At 36.9% G+C, this 22,730-nt stretch carries 23 protein-coding genes; 22 read left to right on the forward strand and 1 reads right to left on the reverse strand.

Going from position 1 to position 22,730, the window contains the following annotated elements; all coding sequences use genetic code 11:
• Positions 1-72 precede the first annotated feature (72 nt).
• The 18 genes from NST98_RS02615 to NST98_RS02700 all read left to right on the forward strand — a co-directional run bounded on the left by NST98_RS02615 (position 73) and on the right by NST98_RS02700 (position 18,395).
• Complete coding sequence (locus NST98_RS02615; RefSeq protein ID WP_340714352.1) at positions 73-1,044, forward strand: 2-hydroxyacid dehydrogenase; 972 nt, start codon at positions 73-75, stop codon at positions 1,042-1,044.
• A complete protein-coding gene (locus tag NST98_RS02620; RefSeq protein ID WP_340714353.1) occupies positions 1,041-2,168 on the forward strand; it encodes a glycerate kinase in 1,128 nt (375 codons plus the stop codon). Before NST98_RS02615 ends, NST98_RS02620 begins: the two co-directional genes overlap by 4 nt.
• Positions 2,169-2,464: 296 nt before the next feature.
• On the forward strand, positions 2,465-3,040 hold the full coding sequence (locus tag NST98_RS02625) for a YpjP family protein (RefSeq protein ID WP_340714354.1): 576 nt from the start codon (positions 2,465-2,467) through the stop codon (positions 3,038-3,040).
• 161 nt (positions 3,041-3,201) lie between these two features.
• Positions 3,202-3,564, forward strand: a complete 363-nt coding sequence (locus tag NST98_RS02630) for a hypothetical protein (protein ID WP_340434882.1) — start codon at positions 3,202-3,204, stop codon at positions 3,562-3,564.
• A 374-nt stretch (positions 3,565-3,938) separates the two neighbouring features.
• Positions 3,939-4,895 carry a thymidylate synthase gene (locus NST98_RS02635; protein WP_340714355.1) on the forward strand — a complete coding sequence of 319 codons (957 nt, stop codon included), beginning with the start codon at positions 3,939-3,941 and terminating at the stop codon, positions 4,893-4,895.
• Positions 4,896-5,115: 220 nt separating this feature from the next.
• Positions 5,116-6,285 (forward strand): IS4 family transposase, encoded by a 1,170-nt coding sequence (locus NST98_RS02640; protein ID WP_340714356.1) that lies wholly within the window; start codon positions 5,116-5,118, stop codon positions 6,283-6,285.
• A gap of 382 nt (positions 6,286-6,667) precedes the next feature.
• Complete coding sequence (gene folA, locus NST98_RS02645; protein ID WP_016839334.1) at positions 6,668-7,144, forward strand: type 3 dihydrofolate reductase; 477 nt, start codon at positions 6,668-6,670, stop codon at positions 7,142-7,144.
• A 732-nt stretch (positions 7,145-7,876) separates the two neighbouring features.
• Positions 7,877-8,584 carry a CoA transferase subunit A gene (locus tag NST98_RS02650; protein WP_340714357.1) on the forward strand — a complete coding sequence of 236 codons (708 nt, stop codon included), beginning with the start codon at positions 7,877-7,879 and terminating at the stop codon, positions 8,582-8,584.
• A gap of 1 nt (position 8,585) precedes the next feature.
• Positions 8,586-9,239: a CoA transferase subunit B gene (locus tag NST98_RS02655; protein ID WP_340714358.1), complete on the forward strand. Its 654-nt coding sequence runs from the start codon at positions 8,586-8,588 to the stop codon at positions 9,237-9,239.
• A 106-nt stretch (positions 9,240-9,345) separates the two neighbouring features.
• Positions 9,346-9,963, forward strand: a complete 618-nt coding sequence (locus tag NST98_RS02660; RefSeq protein WP_096550922.1) for a TetR/AcrR family transcriptional regulator — start codon at positions 9,346-9,348, stop codon at positions 9,961-9,963.
• A gap of 53 nt (positions 9,964-10,016) precedes the next feature.
• Positions 10,017-11,159, forward strand: a complete 1,143-nt coding sequence (locus NST98_RS02665; RefSeq protein ID WP_340704064.1) for an acyl-CoA dehydrogenase — start codon at positions 10,017-10,019, stop codon at positions 11,157-11,159.
• Positions 11,160-11,181: 22 nt separating this feature from the next.
• Positions 11,182-12,819, forward strand: a complete 1,638-nt coding sequence (locus NST98_RS02670; RefSeq protein ID WP_340714359.1) for an AMP-binding protein — start codon at positions 11,182-11,184, stop codon at positions 12,817-12,819.
• 20 nt (positions 12,820-12,839) lie between these two features.
• The gene (locus tag NST98_RS02675; protein ID WP_340714360.1) at positions 12,840-14,195 is read left to right on the forward strand and encodes an acetyl-CoA carboxylase biotin carboxylase subunit; all 1,356 of its coding nucleotides are present in this window, start codon (positions 12,840-12,842) and stop codon (positions 14,193-14,195) included.
• 98 nt (positions 14,196-14,293) lie between these two features.
• Complete coding sequence (locus NST98_RS02680; protein WP_340714361.1) at positions 14,294-14,509, forward strand: acetyl-CoA carboxylase biotin carboxyl carrier protein subunit; 216 nt, start codon at positions 14,294-14,296, stop codon at positions 14,507-14,509.
• A gap of 10 nt (positions 14,510-14,519) precedes the next feature.
• Positions 14,520-15,452: a hydroxymethylglutaryl-CoA lyase gene (locus NST98_RS02685; RefSeq protein ID WP_340714362.1), complete on the forward strand. Its 933-nt coding sequence runs from the start codon at positions 14,520-14,522 to the stop codon at positions 15,450-15,452.
• A complete protein-coding gene (locus NST98_RS02690) occupies positions 15,430-16,212 on the forward strand; it encodes an enoyl-CoA hydratase (RefSeq protein WP_016839344.1) in 783 nt (260 codons plus the stop codon). Before NST98_RS02685 ends, NST98_RS02690 begins: the two co-directional genes overlap by 23 nt.
• Positions 16,213-16,250: 38 nt before the next feature.
• Positions 16,251-17,789 carry an acyl-CoA carboxylase subunit beta gene (locus NST98_RS02695; RefSeq protein WP_340714363.1) on the forward strand — a complete coding sequence of 513 codons (1,539 nt, stop codon included), beginning with the start codon at positions 16,251-16,253 and terminating at the stop codon, positions 17,787-17,789.
• A 462-nt stretch (positions 17,790-18,251) separates the two neighbouring features.
• Entirely contained in the window at positions 18,252-18,395 is a 144-nt protein-coding gene (locus tag NST98_RS02700) for a hypothetical protein (protein ID WP_340714232.1), read from the forward strand.
• 549 nt (positions 18,396-18,944) lie between these two features.
• On the opposite strand, the gene trhA is transcribed toward NST98_RS02700, so the two are convergent.
• Entirely contained in the window at positions 18,945-19,586 is a 642-nt protein-coding gene (gene trhA / locus NST98_RS02705) for a PAQR family membrane homeostasis protein TrhA (RefSeq protein WP_016839346.1), read from the reverse strand.
• 165 nt (positions 19,587-19,751) lie between these two features.
• Here trhA and NST98_RS02710 point away from each other — a divergent pair, with 165 nt between their 5' ends.
• The 4 genes from NST98_RS02710 (at position 19,752) to msrB (ending at position 22,346) form a co-directional block, all read left to right on the forward strand.
• Positions 19,752-20,594, forward strand: a complete 843-nt coding sequence (locus tag NST98_RS02710; RefSeq protein WP_340714364.1) for a DegV family protein — start codon at positions 19,752-19,754, stop codon at positions 20,592-20,594.
• Between the two features lie 204 nt (positions 20,595-20,798).
• Positions 20,799-21,377 (forward strand): YpmS family protein, encoded by a 579-nt coding sequence (locus NST98_RS02715; RefSeq protein ID WP_340714365.1) that lies wholly within the window; start codon positions 20,799-20,801, stop codon positions 21,375-21,377.
• Between the two features lie 11 nt (positions 21,378-21,388).
• Positions 21,389-21,922: a peptide-methionine (S)-S-oxide reductase MsrA gene (gene msrA / locus NST98_RS02720; RefSeq protein WP_016839349.1), complete on the forward strand. Its 534-nt coding sequence runs from the start codon at positions 21,389-21,391 to the stop codon at positions 21,920-21,922.
• On the forward strand, positions 21,915-22,346 hold the full coding sequence (gene msrB, locus NST98_RS02725) for a peptide-methionine (R)-S-oxide reductase MsrB (RefSeq protein WP_340714366.1): 432 nt from the start codon (positions 21,915-21,917) through the stop codon (positions 22,344-22,346). Before msrA ends, msrB begins: the two co-directional genes overlap by 8 nt.
• The last annotated feature ends 384 nt before the right edge of the window (positions 22,347-22,730 follow it).

The following is a 22,730-nucleotide window of genomic DNA, read 5'->3' on the forward strand; positions in this document are numbered from 1 at the left end:
TTTCGAAAAAGTTTCGACAGAAGGATTATTAAAAAAAACCGAGAATATGTATGTAGAAGAGGAGTGGTAGAAATGTTTAAGATTTTTGTGACGAGTAAAATTAGTGATTCAGCATTAAACATATTAAAATCTGTGGGTGAAGTGGAAGTTTGGGAAAAGGAAGAAACGTTGAATGGGCCAGCGTTACTCGACAAAATAAAAGATCAAGATGCCGTGCTTTCGATGGTCAACAATTTCATTACAGATGACATTTTACAACAAGCATCAAAGTTAAAAGTTATCGGCAATTGCGGTGTTGGCTATAACAATATCGATATTGCTTCTGCAGAAAAACGTGGCATCGTCGTAACAAACACGCCAGATGTTCTAAATGATGCAACGGCAGACCTTACATGGGCACTGATTCTTGGAATAGCAAGAAGAATTGTTGAAGCCGATCATTTCGTTCGGGAAGGGAAGTTTACCGGCTGGCTTCCGCATTTATTTATCGGCAATATGGTATATGGAAAGAAATTAGGCATCATAGGGATGGGGAGAATTGGGTCAGCTGTATGTCAAAGAGCAAAAGGGTTCAATATGAAGGTTTACTATTATAATCGAAATCCGCTGCCGAAAGAAAAGGAACAAGAATACAATGCACAATATGTCGATTTGGAAACGTTGTTAAAAGAGTGCGATTATATCACAATCCATGCACCATTAAATGAAGAATCCTATCATTTGATTGGGCGAGAAGAATTACATCTCATGAAAAAAGATGCTTATTTAATTAATACATCCCGTGGGCCATTAGTTGATGAACAAGCGTTATATGAACATTTAAAAGAAGGAAAAATCGCTGGGGCGGCACTCGATGTGTACGAACATGAACCGAAAATTGTGGAAGGGTTATTGGCATTAGATAATGTCATCTTGCTTCCTCATATTGGCAGTGCTACATATGAAACGAGAACAAAAATGGCGGAACTCGCTGCGAACAATATTGCCAATGTGTTATCGGGTAAAGAACCGATTACGCCTGTGACGAAAGGTTTGGAAATATGAGAGTTTTAGTTGCACCGGATTCCTTTAAAGGCTCTCTTTCATCTATTGAATTGTGCCAAACAATTCGCCATGGGATGAACAACGTCATGGATGCAGAAGTAATCGAAGTTCCGATTTCTGATGGAGGAGAAGGTTTTTTAGAAAGCATCTGTTCTGTGCATTCATTCCAAGTGGAGTTGGTAAACGTCAAAGATCCGTTGGGGCGAACGATTCAAGGAAAAATGGCGTTTGACTTACAAAAACGAATGGCGTTTATCGAGATGGCAAAAAGTACAGGGTTAACACTTGTATCGGAAGATGAACGAAATCCCTATCAATCATTTAGCTATGGGGTAGGAAATTTTATTTTATATGGTTTAGATAAAGGCTGTCGTACCTTTATTATCGGCCTTGGCGGTAGTGCTACGAATGATGCGGGTGTTGGGATGCTTTTGGAATTGGGCGTGTCGTTCAGAGATGTTCACAATAAACCTGTAGAAATTGAATCATTAACGGATATCCAAAAAATTGCTTCACTTGATTTACAAAAGATTGATCCGAGGCTATTTGAATGTGAATTTATTTTGGCGACGGATGTAAATAATCCTCTTTGTGGAGAGCGGGGGGCGACTTTCGTATTCGGACCGCAAAAAGGCATTGCCAAAGAGCGTTTAAACGAAATTGATGGAATCCTTGAACATTATGGAAACGTATTAGAAAAAGAATTTCGTAAGGAGATTGTAAGTCGCGAAGGCGTTGGTGCTGCTGGGGGAATTCCTGCATCTTTTTTGGCACTTTTTAAAACGCAAATTAGACAAGGCATTGACATATTAATTGAATATTTACAATTAGATCAGTTGCTTCCTACGGTGGATTTTGTCATCACAGGGGAGGGGAAGCTAGATCATCAAACCCTTAATGGAAAAGTAATCAAAGGAATTTGTGAACTTGCCAATCTGCATCATATCCCAGTTGTGGCGGTTTGCGGCAATATTGAATTATCGAGAAATGAAATAAGAGAATTAGGATTAGCCGCGGCTTTCTCAATATGTAAAGGACCGAGTTCGATAGAAGAATCAATGAAAGATGCAAAACAACTTGTGTTGGAACTAGTTGAGAATATCGCGGAGTTGCTGAGAATTTAAGTGTAACTGCACTGCTACTCTCAAAGATTCATAGCAGTGCTCCTCCAATAAACAAAAAAAGCCACGAGACGCAGCTTTTTTCAAGACTTATTTAGAAAAGCAGAATGAAGTTAAGTATCCTAAATAAAGAACAAGACCAATGGCAATAGTAATTGAGGCCATTCCTTATCCCTCCCTAATAGAAAACAATAGTCGATTCCCTAGTAATTTTACTATGAAAACTTAAATTAGGAAACCTTTTTCATAGAAAATCGTAAATAATGATAGTAGATTTATATAGAAAGCTGGTGAGGTCCTTGAAAAAGTGGTGGCAAAAAGTACTCGTATTTACCGTTGCCTTATTAACATTAGGGTTCATTACGCCTGATCATTCCATTTGGGATGTATTAGAAAATGGACAAGACTCGAATCGAACGCCTAGTTCCGATTATAAAAATGTTGAAGAAGCAAATGAAAGTATTGAAGAATCTTATGATCCAATTGATGCAATTATTCAACTTGCACGTGAACAATCATACATAAAATTTGGTTCAAAAATTACGCCGGTGATTGAAGATGAATTCGAACAACAGATTTTCCCAAATATAGAAAGAATTATTTCTACTACCTTATCAAATTTGGATGATGAATCAAAACGTTATTTAACAATTTCTGAAAAACCGGGCGGAAATTATTCTGAAAAAATATTTCATATTACGGATGGTATAAGCGGAAAAGACTTACTTCGATTCCATGTTCGTACGGAAAAGCGTCCTCAAGAAGGATATTATTACAACTTCCATTATCATACTCACGAGGATCACTTTGCATCCCATCATACGATTGGGGATATTTACTATTCTAAAAATACTCCACCTAAATGGCTTTCTTAATATCCAATACCACCTAAAAATGGGTGGTATTTTTTTATTTTCAAAAATTGGGGTATATTGTCAAAAATACCTATTTTATTTTATATCCAATTTCTTTAAAAATAGGCTAAACAATACTACTATTATACCGATATGTTATTATGTCAAGGAGGTCTTTAGTAGTGTTGTTGAGTAACTTGATTATTAGGATAAATGGCGCTGTTGATGCATTAGATTATGGTACAGCTCGTAGATACATAGAGGAAAACTTTGATACTGTTTATGAAAATAGACATTTGCTTAACAGTAATGCTCGGGAAATTCTTTTATTTGTTCAGCAGAAATTTGAATCGGTGGAACAAACGTTAACAAAAGATGAATTACATGCCATTACTGTCATTAATACTTATGCAAGTCGATTCGATATTAGCGGATTAAAGATATTTTTAAGAGAAAAAGAACAATTATTATTAAGGGAAAATACACTAAAAAATTTGAATAACGATGCAAAAATATTGTTATCAATGATGGGAATGATAAAATGAAATAGTTCCAATGAGGATATTTGGTAAAAGACAAATGGAGAAGCTGATTCGAGTTCATTGAATCAGCTTTTCGTTTTTTTTATTGTTAATTTGTAAAGCAAAGGGTTGTTAAGTATATTGTATATAAAATAAGTCCGATACCAATTAAAAAATCTGCATCCATTATAATCCCTCCGATTGAAGATATGTTTAGAAAGTAATTATATGCAACATTTTACAAATCCATTCATTTTTCATTTTGAAACCAATCTTTTTTCTTTTATGATATGATAAGAAAAGTTCTTTTTTCGATGACGCAATATTATTTCATAAATTGCTGTAAGTTTGGAAAAATGATTACGAACTAGAATTTACATAGATGGGAGTGTATTGATATGCGCCATCCTGAGTATGCGTATTTAGATTTATTGCAACATATCTTAGATACGGGAGTGAAGAAAGAAGATCGAACAGGGACAGGAACAATCAGCATTTTTGGTTATCAAATGCGCTTTGATTTAAGCAAAGGTTTTCCATTATTAACTACGAAGCGCGTACCTTTTAAACTGATTGCTAGCGAATTGTTATGGTTTATTAAAGGAGATACAAATATTCGCTATTTACTCGAGCATAATAACCACATTTGGGATGAATGGGCGTTTAAAAAGTGGGTTGAATCAAATGAGTATAATGGACCGGATATGACCGACTTCGGATTACGTGCAGCAAAGGATGAAGAGTTTGCAAAAGTGTTAGATGAGCAAATGAAAATCTTCCATGAAAAAGTACTAACGGATGATGAATTTGCAAAAAAATATGGTGAATTAGGTCCGGTATATGGAAAACAATGGAGAAGTTGGCCTAATGACAACGGTGAAACGATTGACCAATTAAAAAATGTGATTGAGCAAATTAAGCGAAATCCAAATTCCCGCCGATTAATTGTCTCTGCATGGAATCCAGCTGAAGTGGATGAAATGGCGCTGCCACCTTGCCATACGTTATTCCAATTTTATGTGGCAGAAGGGAAATTATCATGTCAACTATATCAACGTAGTGCAGACGTGTTTTTAGGTGTGCCGTTTAATATTGCTTCTTATGCATTGTTGACGCATTTAATCGCTCATGAATGCGGACTTGAAGTAGGAGAGTTTATTCATAGCTTTGGCGATACACATATTTATTTAAATCATATAGAACAAGTGAAGGAACAGCTTTCTAGAGAACCGAAAGCCCTCCCAACGCTAAAAATTAATCCTGAGAAAAAATCGGTATTTGATATCGAGTTGGATGACTTGTCGATTGAAGGGTATGACCCACATCCAACCATCAAAGCGCCTGTAGCAGTTTAAGAGTAATAATGGATTTGATTTGATAAATGCCACAAAAGAATGGAAAACTTCCAACTTCCATTGCTTTGTGGCTTTGTTTGCTACAATGAAATATAAGAGAGAGTATTTGAAGGAAATGAGTTAATTCAATCACTAGTGTCGCATAAAAAATATCAATAGACATAATAAATCTGAATTTTCTGTAACTATATTTTTCCAAAAAAAAAATCCTTTATAATGGTTGGGTGGTAGTAAACCATCCAAATCCAATACAAAGGACAAAAACAAGGATAAGTTTACACGAAAAATATCATTTGAACAATGGTTTTCACCAATTCATTTCAACTTATTTGACGATATGGTGAAAGCCTATCAATTAGATTACTATACAAAGAAGCTTTATATGGCTTCATTTATGAAACTGCTTTTGTATGCCCAACTCCATGAAACCGATAGTTTGCGAGCTTTAAGTGACGCTGTTTTTTCTGAAGAATTACAACGTGCAACAGGTCTTCCGTCGATTAGCTTTTCCCAATTAGGAAGACGAATCAATGCCATTCCAACAGTTTTCTTTCAATCGATTTTTCTTGATTTAGTGGCTCAAATTCATGAGAAAACACATTTTCAAAAGCGAAGAAAGCTGACAACGACACTAAAAATCATTGATTCGAGTACATTGCCACTGAATTTGACGAACCACAAATGGGCAGAGTTCCGAAAAACAAAATCGGGCGTGAAGCTTCACTTGCGTCTTGTATTCATGGAAAAAGGACTTTCTTATCCCGACAAGGCCGTACTGACAAACGCAATCGAACATGATCGTGGTCAATTAGAGGTATTCATTGATCATCAAGAATGCCTGTACGTGTTCGATCGGGGATACTTAGATTATGAGCGATTTGACCGTATGACGGATGATGGGTATTTCTTTGTTTCACGTTTACGAAAAAACGCTGTCGTCCGTGTGTTAGAACGATTTTCGTTACCTGAAGATTCGCCTGTATTCTCCGATGAAATGGTGGTGATTGGAACCACGCAAAATCGTTCTGAAAACGCGTTCCGTCTCATCAAATTGTTGGATACAAAAGGAAATGAACTTTATTTACGGACGAATCGTTTTGATATGGATGCAGATGAAATCGCCGAAATCTATAAGTCACGTTGGGCCATTGAACTCTTTTTCAAATGGATGAAACAACACTTGAATATCAAGAAGTTCTACGGCCACAGTGAACAAGCCGTACACAACCAAGTATACGTAGCGATGATTGTATACTGTTTAAATGTGTTAGCTCAGTTGAACACGAATAGTGACCGAAGTACGTTACAAATAAGTCGATATTTGAAAGCAGCTTTATGGAAATCTGCACACATTTGGTTACGGAAAATCGAAAGGAAGAGCGTTCCTTAAAGGTTGATTTGTCGTTGTTGCACTCGTCTTAAGCTATAGGTAATTACTACCTTTATTTAGGTGTTTCGTTTTTCGCTAATTTTCCAGAAAAATAAAATCTGAAATTTCAAAATTTATTTATGCGACGCTAGTGAATAATGATTTATCATTAAAAATCAAAATAATAGTAAATATGTTAGCAACAACAATCGGAGTAATTTTAGGTGCAGTTGTTGTAAAAAGAGAAACAAGAATAGATAAATCAAAATGAATCCTTTCCATGAAACCTTTTGTATAATTAATTAAACATTATGCATAAATGACTAGTATGTATGAAGAAATTTTACTGAAAATCATGGAATCAAGGTAAAAATAAAATGAAATTTAAAATAGGAGAGAGAACATGATTTCACTAATTGTAGCACATGACAATAATCGAGTAATTGGATATAAAAATCAAATGCCTTGGCATTTACCTGGGGACTTAAAATATTTTAAAGAAAAAACAATGGGAAAACCAATTATTATGGGGAGAAAAACATTTGAATCGATCGGACGGCCTTTGCCTGGGAGAAGAAATATTGTGATAACTAGAAACAAAGAATATACTCATGAAGGGATTGAAGTGGTTTCAAGTTTCGATGAAGCATTGAAACTTGCGGGTGATGCTCAGGAGATCATGGTTATCGGCGGAGAACAAATCTTTAAACTTGCATTGCCGATTGCAGATCGATTGTATATTACACTTATTAATCATGAATTTAAAGGTGATACATACTTTCCGGCATACGGTGAAGAATGGAAAATCGTTTCATCAAGTGAAGTTTTTAAAGCCGATGAAGGATATACGTTTCAATATTTAGTTTATGAAAAAAAATAACCAGATGATTAAAGGAGCGTCTAAGAATTTGGCGCTCTTTTTGTAATGATGAAATTGTCAATTATCAAAAAAATGGAACTTCAAAAAATCTACTTCTGAATAATATTTAATAATAGTATCTGTTAGTTTTCTAATATACTTTTCGTTTTACGATGTACTTTAACAAGTACATACTCTTTCCTCCACATTTGAGTTAATAGCAATGAAACGTTCTCCATCCTTTTCAAAAAAGACCAGCTCCATCCTTTTCCTTGAATTCCCAACTTTTGAACATAATGTTTTCATCTGCTTATTTCATTCCCTCATTTTCAGGTGTAGTAATATACCAAATAGAAACACCTACAACTTCAATTTTCTCATTTTTCTATTGCTCCTTTTGGGGTGATATTGTCCGATTGAAAAGAGTGGATAAGAAATTTATTGAACAAAATGATTGAAAGAAATATAATAAAAACAATTGAAAATAATCTTAATTTTTTCAAAATTTTCTCCTTCATGTTTTAATTTTCTTCTTTAGGGTATTAAGGAATTTGATTCATCGATGACGGTGATGGTATGATTTTCACTATTTCATCATACATCATCATTAGTTTTGGAATGGAAACGTTTTTCAGAATATTAATATAATAATTTATTTTTCTAATAAAAATTTAGTATAAAACTATTCTATTACACATATTTTTAAAATATAGATATATTTAGTTGCTAAAAAGATAAAGGAGGACTCACAACATGTCAAAAGTTTTTACATCTTTTGATGAAGCCATCCAAGACTTGAAAGATGGGGATACCATTATCGTTGGTGGATTTGGATTATGTGGCATCCCTGAAAAAGCGATTGAAGCCATTTTAAGAAAGGGAACAAAAAATTTAACGGTTGTCAGCAATAACTGTGGTGTAGATGATTGGGGACTTGGATTGCTGCTTGTTAATAAGCAAATCTCTAAAATCATTGCTTCCTATGTAGGGGAAAATAAAACCTTTGAACAACAATTTTTAAATGGGGAAATTGAAGTTGAATTAACACCTCAAGGTACACTAGCAGAAAGAATTCGTGCTGGAGGTGCCGGTATTCCAGCGTTCTATACAGCAACAGGAGTTGGGACACCTATTGCAGAAGGAAAGCCAACAAAAGTATTTGATGGAAAAACGTATATCGAAGAAAGAGCAATCGTGGGTGATTTTGCATTTGTAAAAGCATGGAAAGGCGATAAATTAGGAAACTTAGTTTACCGGAAAACAGCAAGAAACTTTAATCCTTTAGCTGCAATGGCTGGAAAAATTACGATTGCAGAGGTAGAAGAACTGGTTGAAGTAGGGGAATTAGATCCTGATCAAATTCATACGCCTAGCGTCTACGTTCAACGTATTTTAGTTGGCGACCACTACGAAAAACGGATTGAAAGAAAGACAACGCGAAAAAAAGAGGAGGTTTATTAAGATGACTCTCACAACTAGAGAGAAAATTGTGAAACGCGCTGTGAAAGAAATAAAAGATGGCATGAATGTTAATCTTGGTATCGGTATGCCGACGCTTGTCGCCAATGAAATTCCAATCGATTATCAAGTGTTATTACAATCTGAAAATGGTTTACTTGGTATTGGTCCATATCCGACAGAGGATGAAGTGGATCCGGATTTAATAAATGCAGGTAAAGAAACGGTAACTGCTGTAAAAGGCGCAGCATTTTTTGATAGTGCTGAATCCTTTGCCATGATTCGCGGTGGACATATTGATTTAGCGATTTTAGGTGGAATGGAAGTGTCTGAAAAGGGTGATTTGGCTAACTGGATGATTCCAGGAAAAATGGTAAAAGGAATGGGCGGTGCGATGGATTTAGTGCAAGGGGCGAAACGCGTCGTTGTAATCATGGAGCACTTGTCCAAAAAAGGAGAGCCAAAAGTACGAAAAGAATGTACTTTGCCGCTTACAGGTCAAGGTGTAGTGGACCGTTTAATTACGGAATTAGCTGTATTTGATTTCACGGAAGAAGGAATGGTTTTAATAGAAAAATCAAAGGACATTTCCTTGGAAGAATTAAAGAGCAAAACAGAAGCTGAATATAGCATTTCACCAAATCTTATAGAGTGGTAAAAAATTTTTTGTTGAAATTTATATGTTTTATGTCATAAAATTCTAAGAAAATAAATATATTTCTATTAGCGCTTGGTTCAAACGTGAAACCGAAAGGCGGAAAAAAATGAAAAAATCAGTTAAAGAACGAATTTTAGAAACTTCATTGCACTTATTTCAGGAACATGGTTATCACGGAGTCACGGTAGATAAAATCGTCTTAGAAGCGGGAACATCGAAAGGCGGATTTTATCACAATTATAAGTCAAAAGATGAGTTGCTATATGAAATCCATGATGTATTTATTTCCTATGTGATAGAAAAAGCGGAACTTTCCTACACGGAGAATAAAACGCCGATTTCTAGATTATCCGCCATACTGAATTCATTCATTAAAGTTTTTGACATGTATAAACCGTACATTACAGTTTTTTACGAAGAAAGCGCTTATCTAAATCATGAATTTAAACAAGTTATCAATGAAAAACGAGATCGCTATCGAAAGTTGCTTGAAAAGGTGATTGTTGAAGGGCAAGAAAGTGGAGATTTTCGAAATGAATTGCCAGCCAATATTGTTACAATGGCGATTATCGGCATGATCAATTGGACTTACAAATGGTTTAAGCAAGATGGACCAATGACTATGGAAGAAATTACAGCCATTTTCAAAGATTTAATCCTCCGCTCAATTGTCACAGAGCAAGGATTGGTTGAAGCCAAACAATTAAATCAATTAATAGAATAATCATAGGTCAAAAACAAACCGACTAGTCGGTTTTAAAATAGGGGGAAATGTTCATGAATTTCGAATTAACAAAAGAACAATTAATGATTCAAGAAATGGTGAGAGATTTTGCAGAAAAAGAAATTAAACCGTATGCAAGAGAACATGATGAAAATTCCACATTCCCAATTGAAACATTTAAGAAAATGGGTGAACTTGGACTACTAGGTATTCCGTTCCCGGAAGAATACGGCGGTTCAGGAGGAGACACGATTTCTTATGCGATTGCGGTTGAAGAAATCGGAAAAGCTTGTGGCGGTACAGGACTAAGTTACGCTGCTGCCATCAGTTTGGGTGCATCACCTATCTATTATTTCGGAACAGAAGAGCAAAAGCAAAAATGGCTTGTTCCAATGGCGAAAGGAGAAACACTTGGTTCCTTTGGTTTAACAGAACCAAATGCTGGATCTGACGCAGGTGGTACTCAAACGAAAGCTGAACTAGTTGGTGATGAATATATCATCAACGGTGAAAAGCAATGGATTACGAATGCTGGATACGCTAGACAAGTAATTGTAACAGCTGTAACAGGTAAAAGAGAAGATGGAAAGAAAATCATCACCTCTCTGATTGTTCCTACTGATGCTCCTGGTGTAAAAATTCGTTGCGATTATGACAAAATGGGTGTTCGTGCATCTAACACTTGTGAGATTGTATTAGAAAATGTTCGTGTCCCAAAAGAAAACGTGTTAGGAGATCCGAAGCGAGGATTTAGCCAATTCTTACAAACATTAGATGGCGGACGAATTTCCATTGCAGCTCTTTCTGTAGGGATTGCTCAAGCCGCTTATGAAAAAGCGTTGAAATATGCAAAAGAAAGAGTTCAGTTTGGCCAACCGATTTCTAAATTCCAAGCCATTCAGTTTAAATTAGCTGACATGGCAATGGAAATAGAATTAGCTCGCAACATGGTATATAAGGCAGCATGGTTGAAAGACAACAATAAACCATTTGGAAAGGAGGCAGCAATGGCAAAACTTTTCGCATCGGAAATGGGCTTTAGAGTGTGTAACCAAGCTATTCAAATTCACGGTGGCTATGGTTACATGAAAGAATACGATGTGGAAAGACATTTACGTGACATTAAATTAATGGAAATTGGTGAAGGAACTTCTGAAGTTCAAAGATTAGTAATATCTAGATTAATAGGTTGCTAAAAAATTTCGAAGGAGGAACTGAATGGCTGATCTTGTTTATAAAACTATTGGTCAATTGTTGGAGGAGCAAGCGGAGAAATATCCTAATAAGGAGGCAGTTGTCTATTCAGACCGAGACTTACGATTAACGTATAAAGAATTTGATGCTTGGTCTAATCAAGTAGCAAAAGCACTCATGGCCCTTGGAATTGAAAAGGGTGATCATATCGCCGTTTGGACAACAAACGTACCAGAGTGGGTAGCATTACAATTTGCTACTGGCAAAATGGGTGCTCCGCTCGTAACGGTCAATACAAATTACCGAACTGCAGAACTTGAATATTTATTAAAGCAATCCGATTCCAAAACGCTCATTTTAATTGAGCAATATAAAGACCATCGCTTCATTGATACAGTTTACGAAATTTGCCCTGAATTAAAAACTTGTAAACCTGGGGAATTGAAATCAAAACGCTTACCGATGTTGAAAAATGTCATCATCATAAGCGAAAACCAATTCGACGGAGTATACAACTGGAGTGACGTCATTAAACTGGCAGATCAAGTGTCGGATGAAGAATTAGAACAAAGAAAAGCTTCTCTTCACTATGATGATGTCATTAATTTACAGTATACTTCCGGAACAACAGGATTCCCGAAAGGTGTTATGTTAACACATTACAATATCGTAAACAATGCCATTAATATTGCAGAAAGTATGAAGCTGACTAATGAAGATCGCCTATGCATTCCAGTTCCGTTCTTCCACTGTTTCGGATGCGTCATTGGAACATTGGCCATTGTAAGCGTTGGCGGTACGATGGTGCCGATTCAAGAATATAATCCAATGGAAGTTTTAAAAACGGTGGAGAAAGAAAAATGTACTGCCTTACATGGTGTACCAACGATGTTTATTAGTGAATTGAATTTACCTAATTTCGATGAATTTGATTTATCATCACTACGTACAGGTGTAATGGCTGGTTCCAACTGTCCTGAAGAAGTAATGAAAGCTGTTATTCAAAAAATGAATATGAAAGATATTACGATTTGCTATGGACAGACTGAATCTTCACCAGTAATTACACAAACACGCACAGACGATCCATTTGATTTAAAAGTGGGTACAGTAGGGCGAGCTTTACCGAATGTGGAAGTAAAAATTATTGATCCAACTACTGGTAAAGAAGTGCCACCTAATACGCAAGGTGAACTTTGCACGCGTGGCTATCACGTGATGAAAGGTTACTATAATAATCCAGATGCCACAAAAGAAGCTATTGATGAAGATAACTGGCTCCACACAGGGGACCTTGCCACAATGGATGAAAACGGCTATGTGCGAATTACAGGCCGTTTGAAAGATATGATTATTCGCGGTGGAGAAAATATTTATCCTCGTGAAATTGAAGAGTTTTTATATAAAAATCCAAAAATTTATGACGTACAAATCGTTGGTGTGCCAGATGAAAAGTATGGAGAAGAAGTGGCTGCATTTATCATCTTAAAGCAAGGTGAAACAGCAACGGAAGATGAAATTCGCGAGTTTTGCAATGGAAAAATTTCTAAACATAAAATTCCTAGATATATCTTCTTTGTAGACCAATATCCTATGACAGCATCAGGAAAAATTCAAAAATATAAGTTGAGAGAACAATTTACTGCAAAACTAGTACACTAGTAGGAAGGAGAAGTATGCCGATGTTTAAGAAAATATTAATTGCAAACCGCGGAGAAATTGCTAGAAGAATTATTCGTACCTGCAAAAAATTGAATATTCGTACAGTAGCGATCTATTCGGAGGCAGATCGTGAATCCCTATTCGTTCGAGAAGCCGACGAAGCGTATGAAATTGGTAAACCCCCTGTTTCTTTAAGTTATTTAAATATTGAAAAAATAATAGAAGTTGCTAAAAATGCAAATGTCGATGCGATTCATCCTGGTTATGGCTTACTTTCTGAAAATCCGAATTTTGCAAAACGATGTGAAGAAGAAGGCATTGTTTTTATCGGACCGAAACATGACGTAATCGCTGCAATGGGAAGTAAGTTAGAAGCAAGGATTAAAATGAAAGAAGCAGGGGTACCAATTATCGAAGGGGTAGACGTTGCTATTGAAAACGTAGAAGAAGCAATCAAAATAGCAGATCAAATTGGCTATCCATTAATGTTAAAAGCTTCTAGCGGCGGCGGTGGCATCGGCATGCAACGAATTAATAATAGCGACGAACTTTCAAAAGCCTTTGAAGGTAATAAAAAGCGAGCACAGTCTTATTTTGGTGACGGCACGATGTATATTGAAAAATACATTGAAAATCCTCACCACGTAGAAGTGCAAATTATCGCCGATGTACATGGAAATGTAGTACCGCTTTTTGAACGAGAATGTTCAATCCAACGTCGAAATCAAAAAGTGATTGAGGAAGCACCATCTCCAACAATTTCAGATGCAACGCGAGAAAAAATGTTAGAAGCAGCTGTTCAGGCAGCGAAGTATATTGGCTATACTAATGCTGGAACATTTGAGTTTTTAGTAGACGACAAAGAAAATTTCTATTTCTTAGAAATGAATACTCGATTGCAAGTGGAACATCCTGTAACGGAAGAAATTACGGGAATTGACCTTGTAGAACAACAAATTCGGGTTGCAGAAGGGTTGCCGTTGGAGATTTCGAAAGATTCAATCAAGATGAAAGGACATGCGATTGAAGCGCGAATTTATGCAGAAGATCCAGTTACGTTTTATCCTTCACCGGGAACAATTACTTTACTGGAATTGCCTAAAGGGGAAGGAATTCGAAACGATTGTGCTGTTGAATCAGGATCAGCGGTTACGCCATTCTATGACCCGATGATTGGTAAATTGATTTGTTTCGGTGAGACGCGCGAAAAAGCATGTGAACGTTTAGTTGAAGCATTGAAACAATACAAGCTAGAAGGAATTAAGACAAATATTCCAATGCTTATGAAAATTGCAAGTCACGAAGAATTTAGAAAAGGCAATATTACTACAAGCTTTGTAGATGAATATTATCTACCTGAATTTCAGGTTAAGTAAGTAAATTGAAGCTGTTCAATGATAATAGCTTTTCTTTCCATCATTGAACAGCTATTCAATATTTTTTCATTTCGTTAGTAATAATATTTGGAGGGATTATGATGACAGTAGTAAAAGCAAATATGGCAGGAACAGTTTGGAAAATTGTTGTATCTGAAGGTGAACAAGTACAAGAAGGACAAGATGTTGTAATTTTAGAATCAATGAAAATGGAAATTCCGATTGTTTCTGAAGCAGCAGGAGTTGTGAAAAAAATCTTTGTTCAAGAAGGCGATTTTATTAACGTAGATGATGACATTTTAGAAATCGAATAGGGTGAAAAGGATGCATCTTCCAACGAAAGTGACAATTAAAGAAGTTGGTCCAAGAGATGGATTGCAAAATGAATCCAAGTTCATTGAGACACAAGACAAAGTGGATTGGATCAACTTATTAAGTAAAACAGGATTAGACTATATTGAAGTATCCTCCTTCGTTCATCCGAAGTGGATTCCACAATTAGCTGACAGTGAGCAAGTATTAAAGTCAATCAATCGAGAAAAGGGAGTAACGTATGCTGCCTTAGTTCCAAATATTCGCGGGCTTGAGAGGGCTTTAACTTGCAACGTAAATGAAGTCAGTGTGTTTATGTCCGCTAGTGAAGGCCATAATAAAAGCAATATTAATAAAACGATTGATGAGACGTTTCCTGTATTAAAAGAAGTTGTGGATGAAGCGTTAAAAGCAAATGTAAAAGTGCGCGGATACGTTTCAACGGTGATTAGTTGTCCTTATGATGGACCTGTTTCACCAGAACAGGTGTTAAAAGTAGTGGACCGATTAGCGGAAATGGGCGTTTATGAAATTTCATTAGGAGATACAATTGGAGTCGGGGTTCCAACGCAAGTGGAAAGTTTACTTTCTACATTATTAAAACACTTCCCATCAAATCTATTTGCCATGCATTTCCATGATACGAGAGGTACGGCTCTCGCAAATGTAGTGAAATCTTTAGAAATGGGTATTACGACATTCGATAGTTCAACTGGTGGGCTTGGTGGATGTCCATATGCAAAAGGAGCATCAGGAAATGTTTCCACTGAGGATTTATTATACATGCTTTCTGCCATGAACATCGAAACTGGCGTTAATCAAGAAGCACTGATCGAATCAGCATTTTTCATTGAAGAAAAAATTGGTAAGAAATTAGTTTCAAAGCAAATGGAAATTGCAAGAAATGAAAGGAGCGCTAACGTTGACAACGCTCGTACAGTTTAACGAAATCGAAAAGGGCATTGGTCTCATTACGTTAAATAGGCCAGAAGCAGCAAACGCGATGTCCATTCAATTATTGACGGACCTCAATGAATGTTTGGATGAGGTTGCTAAAAATCGAGAAATTCGTGTTGTATTAATTACCGGCAGTGGTGATAAAGCCTTTTGCGCTGGGGCAGACTTAAAAGAGCGCAAAAATATGAACGAACAACAAGTTCGTGAAACAGTAAGACTCATTGGCAGTACGGTCAATCGAGTAGAAGCTCTGCCACAACCAGTCATCGCTGTTTTAAACGGCGTTGCTTTCGGCGGCGGATTGGAATTAGCTCTAGCGTGCGATCTTCGCATTGCCAGCAGTGAGGCAAAAATGGGCTTAACGGAAGTTTCCTTAGGCATTATTCCAGGTGCTGGTGGTACGCAGCGTTTACCTCGTTTAATTGGTCTTGGAAAGGCGAAAGAATTAATTTATACAGCAAGAAGAATTACAGCAAGCGAAGCCCTTGAAATCAATCTCATCAACGAAGTCGTTGAAAAAGAAGATTTACTAAAAAGAGCGACAGAACTGGCTAGAGAAATTGCCAAAAATGCACCGTTATCACTTATTCAAGCAAAGATTGCCATTAATAAAGGGATTGAAGTCGATTTAACAACGGGATTAAAAATCGAAGAACTTGCATATAACGAGTTGCTATACACTGAAGACCGTATGGAAGGTTTAGTAGCATTCCAAGAAAAAAGACAACCTCAATATGTAGGAAGATAACTTAATTTACGCTTTCAGAGCCAAAGGAGGATTCATTCATGGGTGATACGGTAACAAAAAAATCCCACGCAGATTTAATAGAAGAAATTAAAAAAGGTGGACATGAGAAATACCATCAAAAAAATAAAGAGCAAGGGAAATTATTTGTACGCGATCGACTTAAATTGCTTTTTGATGAGGATGTATTAATTGAAGATGGCATATTTGCAAACGTAATGGCAGGAGATTTGCCAGCAGATGGAGTTGTAACTGGGATAGGCAAAATCCATGGACAAACAGTTTGTTTTATGGCCAATGATTCAACGGTAAAAGCAGGATCATGGGGTAAAAGAACAGTTGAAAAAATCTTGCGCATTCAAGAAACTGCTGAGAAACTAGCTTGTCCAATCATTTATTTAGTTGACTCTGCAGGAGCTCGTATTACTGACCAAGTGGAAATGTTCCCAGGAAGAAGAGGAGCGGGGCGCATTTTCTATAACCAAGTAAAGCTATCGGGTAAAGTACCTCAAGTATGTTTATTATTTGGTCCATCTGCAGCAGGTGGCGCCTACATTCCGGCATTCTGTGATGTGGTCATCATGGTGGATGGTAATGCATCCATGTATTTAGGTTCTCCTCGAATGGCTGAAATGGTAATTGGTGAGAAAGTAGATTTAGAAACAATGGGCGGAGCAAAAATGCATTGCTCTATATCTGGTTGTGGAGATGTTCTTGCAAAGACGGAAGAAGAAGCGATTGAATACGCAAGAAAATATTTAAGCTACTTCCCAAATAATTATCGCGAAAAACCTCCAGTACAAGCACCAAAATTGCCAGCTCAATTCGAAAAAACAATTGAGGAGATCATTCCAAAAAATCAAAACGTACCTTTCAATATGTATGATTTAATTGATCGAATCATTGATGAAGGTTCGTTCTGTGAAGTGAAAAAGCTGTTTGCAGCAGAACTCATTACTGGTTTTGCGCGGATTGATGGACAAGCGGTTGGAATTGTAGCGAACCAACCGAGAGTCAAAGGCGGCGTATTATTCCACGATTCTGCTGATAAAGCGGCTAAATTCATTAACCTATGTGATGCTTTCCATATTCCATTAATCTTCTTGGCGGACGTACCAGGATTTATGATTGGTACTCAAGTGGAAAGACAAGGAATCATTCGCCATGGAGCAAAAATGATTTTTGCGATGAGTGAAGCGACAGTTCCAAAAATTACAATCATTGTGAGAAAAGCATACGGTGCTGGATTATATGCAATGGCAGGTCCTGCTTTTGAACCGGATTGTGTGATTGCATTAACAACAGCGCAAATTGCAGTTATGGGACCTGAAGCGGCAGTGAATGCGGTTTATGCGAATAAGATCACTCAACTGCCAAAAGAAGAACAACAAGCATTTATTGAAGAAAAACGAAATGAATATCGTGAAGAAATCGATATTTATAAGTTAGCTTCAGAATTAATTGTGGACGATGTCATCGAGCCAAATGAGTTGCGTCAAGTATTGACTGCAAGACTTCATGCTTATTCTTCAAAATATCTCGTATTCTCAGAGCGTAAACATGGAGTAAGTCCAGTATGATAATGGAAAAAAGTGCGACTATTTCGCACTTTTTTCTTTTGTGCGCCCGGCATGTACATGAACTATAGGGTGTAAGTCCCGAACCCCGAAGACAGAAGTAGAGGTTAGCCAAGAGCAAGGGTGTCCGTGGTGACGCGGAATCTGAAGGAAGCTGGAGGCAAAACACCGGTCCGAGGAACACGAACCTCATATAAGGCTAGGTATGATTGAGTGAGTTTGCGAAACAAAACAAAGCTCTTTCTGTCGAAGGTCATATCGAGTAAATGAGGCGGATAGATGGTGTGAAAGTGCATGTACTTACCCGGGGAGGTCTGGCGGATAGGTGAAGTTCGCTTCATAACCTACTTAGTGATAAGTAGCTGAACCGTCAGAAGTCAGCAGAGGTCATAGTATTAGTTGGTTTAGAACTACTAAGAAGGACCGAACAATTAAGAGAGAATAGCCCTTGGCATTCAGTGAGTCATGATGAACACAGAAAACATAGTACCTCACTTGAGGAAGGAAGCGGTGAATCCCGTGGGAGTCCTCTTGGAGGGTGGAGTGACCACTGGCATAAAGAGAACAGCTATTCACGGAAGTTATGAAAACTTGCGTCAATTATCTTAATTGAACCGCCGTATACGGAACCGTACGTACGGTGGTGTGAGAGGACGGGAGCTAATCACTCCCTCCTACTCGATTGAAGAATGGCCATTATTTTATTCGAGTTGACTATTTTCCATTAAAGTTTGGAATGCACTTTCTTTAAGTTAAATGGCAATTAAAAGGATTCATTTGGCCAATATCTGATTTAAAATGACTATTATCGAGACGACTTTGACTAATATCCGCTTCATAACCATCTCATTTTTATTGGTTGGCTATTAAATGAATCTATTTGGCTAATATCTGATTTAAAATGACTATTATCGAGGCGACTTTGACTATTATCCGTTTCATAACCATCTCATTTTTAATGGTTGGCTATTAAATAGATTTATTTGGCTAATATCTGATTTAAAATGACTATTATCGAGACGACTTTAACTATTATCATAGCGGATTTGGTTAATATCCGCTTCATTGCAGTCTCGTTTTAGTTAATTTGCTATTAGTTGGATTCATTTGACGGATATCTCATTTGAATTGACTATGATCCGCCTCATCATCTTTTTGTTACAAATAAACCGCCACACAAACCACCATACACGTACATCCTGCGATGACAAATAAATGCCAAATTGCGTGATTATAAGGAAGTTTTCTCCAAGCATAAAAAATGGAACCTATTGTGAAAAACAATCCTCCGGCAAGAAGTACAATAAAACCTTCTAACTGTAAAAATGCATAGAGCGGTTTAATAGCAAACATAATAAGCCATCCCATTGCCAAATATAATATTAAAGAAAAAGTTTCAAATTGGTGAATAAACAAACATTTAAACACAATTCCAAACAAGGCAATGGACCAAATAATACATAATAGTACAAGTCCAAGTGTCCCGTTTACAGCAATCAACAAAAACGGAGTATATGTACCTGCAATTAATACATAGATCGAGGAATGATCGAGAATGGAGAAAAACTTTTTATATTTTTCCGGCATGCTATGTAATAAAGTGGACATACAAAACAACACAATTAACGATGCACCAAAGACGGAGTAGGAAATAATTTGCACGACGCTTTCATTATGCACAGCCAATAATATTAACAAAACACAAGCAGGAATACTTAAAAGTAATCCGATTCCGTGAGTGATGGCATTCCAAAATTCTTCTTTCCAATTTTTGTAATCAATTTGATGGATATTGTTCATCTTATCACTCTCCTAATAATGAATAGGTTACATGAATACATTTCAATACAACACTATCATTTGTCACATATTTCAAATACCCATGAAAGTTATGACAGTTGTCATCTTTACAACCGGGATCATCGCTTTATATAATAATTCAAATTAGATAGAGGAAGTGGATAAGTGGGAAAGATCCATATTGTGACGGATTCATCAAGTGATATTTCAAAAGAAGAGGCGTTAGAAAAAGATATCCATATTGTTCCTCTGACGGTGCACATTGATGGGAAAACATACGTTGATGGGGTGGATATTCATCCTAAACCATTTTTAGACATGATGGATCAAGCAAAGGAATTACCGAAAAGTTCACAGCCAGCGCCAGGACAATTTGCAGAGATTTATGAAAAATTAGGAAAAGATGGCGATGAAATCATTTCAATACACATTGCTGGCAATTTAAGCGGCACATTAAGCTCAGCACAACAAGGAGCACAAATCGCCAATGCAAAGGTAACCGTATTTGATTCACAATTCATTGCCTCTGCATTAGCAATCCAAGTGCGGGAAGCGGTGCGGATGAGAGAAGTTGGAGCTTCAGTCCATGACATCATCGAAAGGTTGAAAGAAGTTCGCGCCAATACTAAAATGTATATTTATTTAGATACGCTAACGAATCTAGTCAAAGGTGGCCGAATAGGGAAGGGGAAAGCGCTATTAGGCTCATTATTGAACATTAAACCTATTGCTATATTAGAACAAGGTGAGTATCTACCTGTTGCCAAAGTAAGAAGTTATAGTCAAGTGGTAAAATATATGTTTAAAGAGTATATAAAACATATCACAGGGAAACAGGTAAAATCGATCTGCATCTCTCATGCAGGTGGGATGGAAAATGTAGGAGCACCGTTAAAAGAACTGATTGAACAATCGGGATTTTGTGATATTGAAGTAACGGTTACGTCTCCAATCGTTAGTACTCACGTCGGTCGAGGAGCCATTGCATTAGTGTTTTTTGCAGAATAACTAAATATTGGAATTGAAGTGTCAACAACCTGTTCGAAGGGAGTAGACACTTTTTTTATGTTTATAAGCGTATTCTTTTATTAAATTTTCCAATCAACTTATAATAAATATTACAAATGCATGTATATTTAATAGAGTTTGATGCATACTAAAAGATTAGTGCTGATAGAACCATTTGTAAGATTGAATAGGAGTGTCAGATGAATGAATGTTTGGAAAGTCGCCTTTTTTATATTATCAGGTTCCATTGTATTATTATTGGCATTCGTAATTTACTGGGCGACTTCATCTGTGGAAACAGCAATCCCTTCTCCTAAAGAAACATCTCTTAAACCTTCAGATAGTGTCCTATATGTTGAAACGACAGCGGAAGATTTTGAAAAAATGGCCATTAAATATTTAGCGCAAGAATTAAAAAATTCGTCATTACCGGTGGATATAGAGATAAATGATGCCATTCAGATTTCCAGTGAGATTATTGCATTTGGGATTACTGTACCTGTTTCCATGAAATTCGATCCAGTTGTCAATGAACATGGCAATATTCATTTAGTTCAATCAGAAGTGAATGTAGGGAGTTTAAATCTCCCTTCTTCAATGGTATTGAAGTTAATGAATGAAGCCATTGATTTTCCTGAGTGGATGATTATACGACCTGATGCACAAGAAATATTTGTGGATTTATCAAACTTATCGCTTTCTTCTGGTGCAAGGGTGAAAGCAAAAGAAATTGATTTGAAAAATAATCGAATACTATTAGAAATCGTGATTCCAAATGAATAGGAGTGAACAAAATGCCAACGGAACTAGCCACATTTGCTGGAGGATGCTTTTGGTGTTTAGTCAAGCCGTTTGATCAACTAGAAGGGATTGAAAAAGTCGTTTCCGGATATACAGGGGGACATGTGGTAAATCCCACATACCAACAAGTTTGTTCCGGGACAACGGGTCATGTAGAAGCAGTACAAATTACCTTTGATCCAGCGGTTTTTCCATATGAAAAATTAGTGGAGATTTATTGGACATTAATTGATCCGACTGATCCGGGAGGACAATTTTTTGATCGTGGGGAGTCTTATACAACGGCAATTTTTTATCATAATGAAGAGCAGCGAAAAATTGCAGAACAATCTAAAAAGCGTCTAGAAGAGTCGGGAAAGTTTGATAAACCGATTGTCGTGAAAATTCTTCCAGCAAAACCATTTTATCCAGCTGAAGAATATCATCAAGATTATTACAAGAAAAACCCGCAACATTATGAACGGTATTTTATCGGATCTGGTAGAGCTCAATTTATTAAACAACATTGGGGGGATATGAATGAATAAAGAAGAACGATTAAAACAGTTAACACCAATGCAATATTATGTGACGCAACAAAATGGTACAGAACCGCCTTATCAAAATGAATATGACCAACATTTTGAAGAAGGTATTTATGTGGATATCGTATCAGGCAAGCCGCTTTTTAGTTCCAAAGATAAGTTTGATGCAGGTTGCGGTTGGCCAAGTTTTGCAAAACCTATTGATGAGAGTGAAATCGTTGAGAAATTGGATTTGTCCCACGGTATGCGCCGCATCGAAGTTCGCAGCAAAACAGCAGATTCCCATTTAGGCCATGTGTTTCCGGATGGACCGAGGAATCTGGGAGGACTACGCTACTGCATCAACTCTGCCGCTTTGCGTTTTATTCCAAAAGAGAAATTGGAAGAAGAGGGCTACGGAGAGTTTTTGAAGTTATTTGAGGAATAAACATGTACTTATTAGAAAATGGGGGCGTCTGAAAAGTCATTTCAAGACGCCCCCTTTGCGACTGTCGCTATCGCTTTCGCCGCAGATACATTGCGGCTGCAGCACACGCTTTCGTCGCAGATATATTGCGGCTGCAGCACACGCTTTCGCCGCAGATAAATTGCGACGAGGAGGCGCGTTTGTGTAACCACCGCATTAGCAAAGTTTTTTAAGAGAATATTACTATAAGAAGTAAGGCTGTTCAGAAAGTGTTCGACTTTCTGGACAGCCTTATTTTTTTGACATCATTTAGAAAGAAGATGCCTTTACGGATACTCGTTAAGCGTATCTTTGAACATTGATCTTCCGGATTTCAATTTATCAACCGTTACATGAACATCAATC

This window comes from Ureibacillus sp. FSL W8-0352, from assembly GCF_038004345.1.
GTDB lineage: Bacteria > Bacillota > Bacilli > Bacillales_A > Planococcaceae > Ureibacillus > Ureibacillus thermosphaericus.